This window comes from Pseudomonas sp. PICF6, assembly GCF_009831705.1.
GTDB lineage: Bacteria > Pseudomonadota > Gammaproteobacteria > Pseudomonadales > Pseudomonadaceae > Aquipseudomonas > Aquipseudomonas rhizophila.
In genome coordinates, this window is record NZ_WUUD01000035.1 from 1 (window position 1) to 6,083 (window position 6,083).

General features: G+C 60.7%; 9 protein-coding genes. 3 read left to right on the top strand and 6 right to left on the bottom strand.

Annotated elements, in window-relative coordinates:
* Positions 1 to 83: 83 nt before the first annotated feature.
* Both GSM73_RS24590 and GSM73_RS24595 read right to left on the bottom strand, forming a co-directional pair.
* Positions 84 to 578 carry a SprT family zinc-dependent metalloprotease gene (locus GSM73_RS24590; protein WP_047228744.1) on the bottom strand — a complete coding sequence of 165 codons (495 nt, stop codon included), beginning with the start codon at positions 576 to 578 and terminating at the stop codon, positions 84 to 86.
* 174 nt (positions 579 to 752) lie between these two features.
* Positions 753 to 1,355, bottom strand: a complete 603-nt coding sequence (locus GSM73_RS24595) for a Yip1 family protein (protein ID WP_047228743.1) — start codon at positions 1,353 to 1,355, stop codon at positions 753 to 755.
* A gap of 429 nt (positions 1,356 to 1,784) precedes the next feature.
* Here GSM73_RS24595 and ttcA point away from each other — a divergent pair, with 429 nt between their 5' ends.
* Positions 1,785 to 2,609, top strand: a complete 825-nt coding sequence (ttcA, locus tag GSM73_RS24600; protein WP_047228742.1) for a tRNA 2-thiocytidine(32) synthetase TtcA — start codon at positions 1,785 to 1,787, stop codon at positions 2,607 to 2,609.
* An 81-nt stretch (positions 2,610 to 2,690) separates the two neighbouring features.
* Positions 2,691 to 3,365: a DNA-3-methyladenine glycosylase I gene (locus GSM73_RS24605; protein ID WP_076383753.1), complete on the top strand. Its 675-nt coding sequence runs from the start codon at positions 2,691 to 2,693 to the stop codon at positions 3,363 to 3,365.
* A gap of 90 nt (positions 3,366 to 3,455) precedes the next feature.
* On the opposite strand, the gene GSM73_RS24610 is transcribed toward GSM73_RS24605, so the two are convergent.
* Genes GSM73_RS24610 through arsC form a run of 3 tightly spaced genes read right to left on the bottom strand, consistent with a single transcriptional unit; the run spans position 3,456 to position 4,829 of the window.
* The gene (locus GSM73_RS24610) at positions 3,456 to 3,881 is read right to left on the bottom strand and encodes a DUF2069 domain-containing protein (protein WP_076383754.1); all 426 of its coding nucleotides are present in this window, start codon (positions 3,879 to 3,881) and stop codon (positions 3,456 to 3,458) included.
* Positions 3,874 to 4,479, bottom strand: a complete 606-nt coding sequence (gene wrbA, locus GSM73_RS24615; protein ID WP_047228739.1) for an NAD(P)H:quinone oxidoreductase — start codon at positions 4,477 to 4,479, stop codon at positions 3,874 to 3,876. Before wrbA ends, GSM73_RS24610 begins: the two co-directional genes overlap by 8 nt.
* Positions 4,476 to 4,829, bottom strand: a complete 354-nt coding sequence (gene arsC / locus GSM73_RS24620) for an arsenate reductase (glutaredoxin) (protein ID WP_076383755.1) — start codon at positions 4,827 to 4,829, stop codon at positions 4,476 to 4,478. Before arsC ends, wrbA begins: the two co-directional genes overlap by 4 nt.
* A gap of 127 nt (positions 4,830 to 4,956) precedes the next feature.
* Here arsC and GSM73_RS24625 point away from each other — a divergent pair, with 127 nt between their 5' ends.
* Positions 4,957 to 5,424 (top strand): TlpA disulfide reductase family protein, encoded by a 468-nt coding sequence (locus GSM73_RS24625; RefSeq protein WP_076383756.1) that lies wholly within the window; start codon positions 4,957 to 4,959, stop codon positions 5,422 to 5,424.
* Between the two features lie 177 nt (positions 5,425 to 5,601).
* Here GSM73_RS24625 and GSM73_RS24630 read toward each other — a convergent pair whose 3' ends face one another.
* Positions 5,602 to 6,006 carry an META domain-containing protein gene (locus tag GSM73_RS24630; RefSeq protein ID WP_047228736.1) on the bottom strand — a complete coding sequence of 135 codons (405 nt, stop codon included), beginning with the start codon at positions 6,004 to 6,006 and terminating at the stop codon, positions 5,602 to 5,604.
* Positions 6,007 to 6,083: the final 77 nt, after the last annotated feature.

Here is a 6,083-nt window from a genome sequence, read left to right on the forward strand (position 1 = left end):
GTGAAACCTTAACTGGTGTCCAGAATTACTTGACCAGTTCAGCCTGCTCGCGATGGGGCCAGCCCAGACGCAACAAAAACCTGCTACTCCACCCGAGTCTCCCCACTGAACACCAAGGTATTGCGGCAACTGCGGCACAAATAGCGGCGCCCCTGACGTACCAGGCTGTGACGCTGGGCCGAGAAGGGGAAGTCGCTGCCGTCGCAGGGACATTTGTAGATGTAGCGGGTCACGCTGCGGCGCTTGATCTCGTAGGTATGGCAGCGGTTGGGCGGTAGTTCGTACACGCCGCGCATGATCAGTTGCCACTCTTCACCATGGGGCTGAATGCGTTCGCCGAATAGCTGATGGGCAATCAGGTGCGCAACCTCGTGGGCGACGGTCTGCTTGAGGAAGTCTTCGGCGTTTTCCCGGTACAACTGTGGATTGAAGCGCAGCAGATTCTCATGCAGGTGCGCGACACCGGCCTTCTGGCCACGCAATTTGAAGCTGACCACGGGACGTTTGAAAGGACGTTTGAAAAAGGTTTCGGCTTGTTGGTAACACTCTTCGACGCGGGTATTGAGTTGCTCAAGCATGCTGTACGGGTCTCCAGAGGCTTGAGTATGCCGCAAGCGCCGGCCGTTGCGAATCGCCCAGACGCCCAGTGGTCGTTTCGCCAGCGCCAAACACAGGAAGGCCGCCTTGCGGCGGCCTGTATTGGCAGATATTGCTTTGTTTTCAGAAGGGAACCCTGAGCGGGTTCGAACCCTTCAGTTGGTATACACCGGACCGACGCCCAGCCCCCAGACAATCACCGTAAACGCCATGATAGCCACCAGCACCACCAGGCCCACGGCGAGCACCGAACTGGAAAACAGAAAACCCTCGTCCTGAGGAATATTCATGAAAGTGGGCAGGCCCACATACAGCAGGTAGACGGTGTAGCAGATCGCTGCCGTACCGACGATCATCCCCAGCCACATGTGCGGATAGAGCGCCGCCAGGCCGCCGATGAACAAGGGGGTCGCGGTGTAGGTGGCGAATGCGACGCAGCGCGCCAGGCTCGGGTTGGCGTCATAGGTGCGAGCCATCCAGTGCACGAAGGCGCCCATCACCGCCACACCGCCCAACATGGCGAGGTACGACATGATGGTCATCCACAGCGCACTTTCCTGGGTGAGCATCACCGGAGGCCGGTTGCCGATGACCCATCCCACCTGCGTGGTGCCGATAAACGCCGATACCGCGGGAATGGCCGCCAGGATCAGCGTGTGGGTGAGGTACATGTGGCTGATGCTTTCCTCCTGATCGCCACGGATTTCTTTCCATTCTTGATCAGGGTGGGTAAAGAGCCCCACGACATGATGGATCATAGTCAGTCACTCCTTTGTTATTGCCATCGCCCCCCAACGGAGCGCCTACGGGCCAAACGGCCGAGTAAGTACAGGTCTGTAAGTGTGTGCGACCTTATGTCGCAGTATAGAAAGGAGTTCTCGCCAGGGGGATGGGGGGCTTAGAGCAAATCGCGCTGTAGGCGACGGTGTTAATCGCCGATGGGTCTGTGTACATCGTCTTTGGCGAACACACTGGCGTTGGGGCGAGGGGATTTATCCCCGCTGGGTTGCGCAGCAGCCCTCTGAGTCGGTCTGATGCCCCGCAGTAGCCTTTGGATAATGGGGCTGCTTCGCAGCCCAGCGGGGATAAATCCCCTCGCCACAAAAGGGCATGTCATCAGCCTTCGCCGACGGCGGATTTTTTGCGTAAAATGCCGGCCTTTCGTCACACCTCACGGATTTCGCGTCATGGGCACTCTTACGGTCAACCAGAACAAACTGCAAAAGCGCCTGCGCCGCCAGGCCGGTGAGGCGGTCGCTGATTTCAATATGATTGAAGACGGCGACAAGGTCATGGTCTGCCTGTCCGGCGGCAAGGACAGCTACACCTTGCTCGATGTGCTGATGCATTTGCAGAAGGTTGCGCCGATCAAGTTCGACATTGTCGCGGTGAACATGGACCAGAAGCAGCCCGGTTTTCCCGAGGATGTGTTGCCGGCCTACCTTCAATCGCTGGGCGTGGAGTATCACATCGTCGAGAAGGACACCTATTCGGTGGTCAAGGAACTGATCCCGGAAGGCAAGACCACCTGCTCGCTGTGCTCACGCCTGCGTCGTGGCACGCTCTACACCTTTGCCGACCAGATCGGCGCGACCAAGATGGCCCTGGGGCACCACCGCGACGACATCGTCGAGACCTTTTTCCTCAACATGTTCTACAACGGCTCGCTCAAAGCCATGCCGCCCAAGCTGCGCGCCGATGACGGGCGCAACGTGGTGATCCGCCCGCTGGCCTACTGCAGCGAGAAAGACATCCAGGCCTATTCGGACTTCAAGCAGTTCCCGATCATCCCTTGCAACCTGTGCGGCTCCCAGGAAAACCTGCAACGCCAGGTGGTCAAGGAGATGCTGCAGGAGTGGGAACGCAAGACCCCGGGCCGTACCGAGAGCATTTTCCGCGGCTTGCAGAACGTCGTTCCGTCGCAACTGGCGGACCGTAACCTGTTCGACTTCACCAACCTGCGCATCGACGAAAGCGCCACGCCGCGATTCGTCAACGTGGTGAACCTCTGACGAACTCAGCGGCTCCTATTCACGGCGCTCGTGGCCAGGCCACTTAGAGCGCCGTTTTCATTTCCGACCCCAGGAGAGGGCATGCGCGATTACAAGTGGCTGCACGAGTATTGTCTGAACCGCTTCGGTTCGGCGGCTGAACTGGAAGCCCACCTGCCTGTTCCCAAGACCCCGGCCCAACTGCGCAAGATCAGCGACGACCGCTACCTCTCGACCATGGCGTTGCGGGTGTTTCGCGCCGGGCTCAAGCACAGCCTGGTGGACGCCAAGTGGCCGGCGTTCGAGGAAGTGTTTTTCAAGTTCGACCCGGAAAAAGTCGTGCTGATGAGCGCCGAGCACCTGGAGCGGCTGATGCAGGACGCGCGGATCATCCGTCACTTGGGCAAGCTCAAGAGCGTGCCGCGCAACGCGCAATTGATACTGGACGTGGCCCATGAAAAAGGCAGCTTTGGCGCGCTGATCGCCGACTGGCCGGTGACCGACATCGTAGGCCTGTGGACCTACCTGAAAAAGCACGGCCATCAACTGGGCGGTCTGTCGGCTCCGCGTTTCCTGCGGATGATGGGCAAGGACACTTTTGTGCCCAGTTATGACGTGGTGGCGGCGCTCAATGCGCAGGACATCATCGACAAAGTTCCCACCAGCCTGCGGGATCTGGCGACGGTGCAGCAGGCCTTCAACCAGTGGCATGAAGAGAGTGGTGGAAGGCCCATGAGCCAGATTTCGATGATGCTGGCGTATACCGTCAATCATTGAGGCCGCATCGCGAGCAGGCTCGCTCCCACAGGGGATCTGTGAACGCCACAAATCTCATGTGGGAGCGAGCCTGCTCGCGATAGCCATCTATCAGGCGACGGAAATCTCGCCTTCTCCAGCCAACCGCCGGTTCAACTGAAACCGCCAGCGCACATACAGCAGCGCCGAGCAGAACACCGCCACGCTCGCCGCCATTTCCAGCAAACCGAACACCTGTCGGTTCGGGTCATAGGCCGCCAGCGCGCCTTTGATGAAGTACAGGTTTACCACAAAGCACATCCACGAATGCCCGCGGGGGCTGCCGCTGATCATGCCTGGCGCCAGTATCAGCAGCGGCACCAGCTCGATCAGCAGAATCACCCAGGGGCGCGCGCCGTGCAGGTCGGCGATCAGCAGGTAATACACACAGAGCAACCCCACCAGCCCGAAAAAGCACAGCAGGCTCAGGACCCGGGCGATGCGTACCCGCGGTTCCAGCCACTGAATGGGCGGCAGGATTTTCGGCTTCTTAGCCACGGCCGTTCTCCAGCAGTAGGGCGGTTTTTGCCAGGCGCAAGCCCAGTGCCCGGCACAGCGCCACTTCATGTTCGTTCAAGCCGCTTTTACCGTCGGCCCCGGCGTGATGGCTCGGGCCGTACGGCGTGCCTCCGCCCTCGGTTTCGATCAAGGCTGACTCGCTGTAGGGCAGGCCGGTGATCAGCATGCCGTGGTGCAACAGCGGCAGCATCATCGACAGCAAAGTGGTTTCCTGGCCGCCATGCAGGCTCGCGGTGGAAGTGAACACACCCGCCGGCTTGCCCACGAGGGCGCCGGTCAGCCACAGGTTGCTGGTGCCATCGAGAAAGTATTTCAGCGGCGCGGCCATGTTGCCGAAACGGGTCGGACTGCCCAGGGCCAGGCCGGCGCAGTTTTTCAGGTCATCGAGGCTGGCGTACAGCGGGCCTTGTTCGGGAATGTCCGGCGATACCGCTTCGCACTCGGCGGAAATCGCCGGCACCGTGCGCAACCGCGCTTCCAGCCCGGCCTGCTCGATGCCCCGGGCGATCTGCCGGGCCATTTCGTTGGTCGAGCCACTGCGGCTGTAATACAACACCAGAATGTACGGTGTGCTCACGGCAGGATCTCCAGGATCTTCTCTGGCGGGCGCCCGATCACGGCCTTGTCAGCGGTTTCCAGAATCGGTCGTTCCATGAGTTTGGGGTGAGCGGTGATGGCGGCGATCAGTTGGGACTGGCTCAGGTTTTCATCGGCCAGGTTCAGGGTCTTGTATTCGTCCTCACCGGTGCGCAGCAGTTGCCGGGCAGTGATGCCGAGCTTGGCCAACAGGCGTTCCAACTGCGCTTCGTCGAGCGGGGTTTCCAGGTAGCGGACCACGGTGGGCGTCAGGCCACGGGCCTCCAACAGTTCCAGCGCACCGCGGGATTTGGAGCAGCGCGGGTTGTGATATAGCGTCAGATCGGTCATGAGCGGGTCGCATCTTGCGTAAGGTGGCGGCTATTCTACTGTGTCGCGAGGTACCAGGCACCTGAGACGGGCGCGTTCGAAAACGGTGGGCCGCGCCGACGTTCACATTCAATACAAGGATTGGCACATGGCAAGGCGATTGACGACGGCACTGGCATTCATGGGGATTTTATTGCTCGCCGGCTGCGGGAATGACTACGGAGTTGACCAGAACGGCCAGGCTATCGCCTCAAAACGGCTGGACAAACAGTGGGTGGTGCTCAACTACTGGGCCGAGTGGTGCGCACCGTGCCGTACCGAAATCCCCGAGTTCAATGCCCTGGCCGAACAGCTCAAGGGCCGTAACGTGGGGGTGTTCGGGGTCAATTTTGATCAGGTGCAAGGTGAGGAGCTCAAGAGCGCGAGCGAGAAAATGGGCATCCGCTTCACCGTGATGGCCCGTGACCCGGCCGACTTTTTTGATATCCCGCGCAGCGAAGGGTTACCGGTGACTTACATCATCGACAACCAGGGCAAGGTGCGCGAGCAGATGTTGGGGGAACAGACGGCGGCGGGGGTGATGGCCAAGCTTGAGGCGTTGCAGGCGTTCAAATAACCACCTGTGGGGCTAGGGTGGATACCTTGTGGCGAGGGGATTTATCCCCGCTGGCGCGCGCAGCGGCCCATACTTCTGTTTGCCACTGCGGTTTATCAGTCAAGGCGCTCGGGGCTGCTGCGCAGCCCAGCGGGGATAAATCCCCTCGCCACAAGGGATCTCGTCGTAGTTCGGGTCTCAACCTTCCTCCAGCCACCACCGCAGGGGCTTGCCCTGGGCCGGCCAGAAGCGCATTTGCTCAATGGGCGAGATGTCCCAGCGTTCGACCTTTTCCAGGGCCTGCAAAAAGCGCGTCTCCTGCTCCATCAGCGCCGGGGCGCAGAGTTTGCGGGTGCTGCCGATCTTGCCGAAGCTCAATCGGTGGCCTTCCAGGGTGTAGGGCGCGAACCAGTGGTTACAGCCGCCGTTGCCGTAGGCCCGACCGTCGTCCCCGAGGGTGATGGTCAGGTTGCTGTAGTCCATCAAGGGCCGTTCGCCAATCCATTCCAGGATGTAGCTGCGGTTTTGCTGCAATTGCACCGGCTCGGCGGCGCAACCCATCAGGCCGGCGCCGATCAGCGCGGTCAGGGCCAGGCGTTTCATCAGGCGGCTTCCTGGCAGGTCGGGCACAGGTGTTTTTCACCGACGGTGGTCCAGCCCAGCTCGGCAATGCGCGCGGT

What these genes read in the sequence shown, in the direction of transcription:
- GSM73_RS24590 (WP_047228744.1), bottom strand. Translation starts at nt 578, where the DNA reads ATGCTTGAGCAACTCAATACCCGCGTCGAAGAGTGTTACCAACAAGCC.
- GSM73_RS24595 (WP_047228743.1), bottom strand. Translation starts at nt 1,355, where the DNA reads ATGATCCATCATGTCGTGGGGCTCTTTACCCACCCTGATCAAGAATGG.
- ttcA (WP_047228742.1), top strand. Translation starts at nt 1,785, where the DNA reads ATGGGCACTCTTACGGTCAACCAGAACAAACTGCAAAAGCGCCTGCGC.
- GSM73_RS24605 (WP_076383753.1), top strand. Translation starts at nt 2,691, where the DNA reads ATGCGCGATTACAAGTGGCTGCACGAGTATTGTCTGAACCGCTTCGGT.
- arsC (WP_076383755.1), bottom strand. Translation starts at nt 4,829, where the DNA reads ATGACCGATCTGACGCTATATCACAACCCGCGCTGCTCCAAATCCCGC.
- GSM73_RS24625 (WP_076383756.1), top strand. Translation starts at nt 4,957, where the DNA reads ATGGCAAGGCGATTGACGACGGCACTGGCATTCATGGGGATTTTATTG.
- GSM73_RS24630 (WP_047228736.1), bottom strand. Translation starts at nt 6,006, where the DNA reads ATGAAACGCCTGGCCCTGACCGCGCTGATCGGCGCCGGCCTGATGGGT.